Origin of the sequence: Streptomyces sp. SID3212, from assembly GCF_009865405.1 — a bacterium.
Taxonomy (GTDB): Bacteria; Actinomycetota; Actinomycetes; order Streptomycetales; family Streptomycetaceae; genus Streptomyces.
On record NZ_WWJY01000813.1, the window covers coordinates 1 to 1,612 of the forward strand.

The 1,612-nt window shown below is 74.8% G+C and carries 1 protein-coding gene; it reads left to right on the plus strand.

Going from position 1 to position 1,612, the window contains the following annotated elements; genetic code table 11:
* Nucleotides 1-92: 92 nt before the first annotated feature.
* On the plus strand, nucleotides 93-1,612 hold a 1,520-nt coding region (locus GT042_RS24675), incomplete at its 3' end, for a S8 family peptidase (protein ID WP_345943902.1).

The window sequence follows — 1,612 nt, forward strand, 5'->3', positions numbered from 1 at the left end:
TCACGACCGGCGTGACCGCGGCGGCACCGCACCCGGGCGGGGCACCGCACGCGGGCGGGACTCCGGCGGGGGAGGCACCGCGGACCGGCGGTGTGTCCTCCGTCGTCACCCTGGTCACCGGCGACCGGGTCCACGCGGACGCGAAGGGCCGGGTCAGCCGGGTGCGGCCGGCCGAGGGCCGCGACCACATCGCCATGGCGGTACGCCGGTGGCAGGGCCGGACGTACGTCCTGCCGGCCGACGCGGCGAAACTGGTGTCCCAGGGGAAGCTGGACCGCCGGCTCTTCGACATCACCGGACTGCTCGCGGACGGGTACGACGACGCGCACCGTACGACGCTCCCGCTCATCGTGTCTTACACCCAGCAGAAGGCACGGGCGAAGTCCGCCTTCGCGGCGGCCGACGTGTCGGTCCGCCGCAGCCTGCCGGTGCTCTCCGCGGAGGCGGTGACCGTGCCGAAGGCGGCCTCTTCGGAGGTGTGGCAGGCGCTCACCGCCCCCGACGCGCGGGGGAGTTCGGCGCGTGTCGCCGGGGCGGGCATCGGGCGCGTCTGGCTCGACGGCAAACGCGAAGCGAGCCTGGACCGGAGCGTTCCGCGGATCGGCGCGCCGGCCGCCTGGCAGGCCGGGTACGACGGCAAGGGCGTGAAGATCGCCGTACTGGACACCGGGGTCGACGAGACGCACCCCGATCTCCAGGGCACCGAGATCGCGCAGAAGGACTTCTCCGGGGCGGGCAACGCCGTCGACCACGTGGGCCACGGCACCCACGTCGCGTCCATCGCGGCGGGCTCCGGGGCCAGGTCCGGCGGTACGTACAAGGGGGTCGCGCCCGGCGCGAAGATCCTCGACGGCAAGGTCCTGGACGACTCCGGCTCGGGTGACGAGTCCGGGATCGTCGCCGGTATGCAGTGGGCCGCCGACCAGGGCGCGAAGGTGGCCAACCTCAGCCTCGGCGGGCACGACTACCCCGAGGTGGACCCGATCGAGGCGGCGGTGGAGAAGCTCTCCGCCGACCGGGGCATCCTCTTCGTCGTCGCGGCGGGCAACGAAGGACCCGGCGCACGCACCGTCGGTTCCCCCGGCAGCGCGGCGGCGGCCCTGACCGTCGGCGCCGTCGACCACGACGACAAGCTCGCCGAGTTCTCCAGCACCGGACCGGCGGCCGACGGGACGCTGAAGCCCGACCTCACGGCGCCCGGCGTGGACATCGTGGCGGCCAAGGCGGCCCAGGGCCAGATCGGCGACCCGGCGGCCGACGGGTACGTGGCCCTCTCCGGTACGTCCATGGCGACCCCGCACGTGGCGGGAGCCGCCGCGATCCTGGCCCAGGAGCACCCGGACTGGACCGGCGCGCGGATCAAGCAGGCGCTCACCGCCTCCACCGCGCCCGGCACCGGCCTCTCCGCGTACCAGCAGGGCACTGGCCGGGTGGACGTGGCCCGGGCCGTCACGCAGTCGGTCGTGAGCGACCAGACGTCCGTGAGCTTCGGTGTGCAGCAGTGGCCGCACGCCGACGACACGCCCGGGTCGCGGACGGTCACGTACCGCAACAGCGGCGGCACCCCGGTCACCCTCGACCTCGCCGTGGCCGCCACGGGCCCCGACGGCAG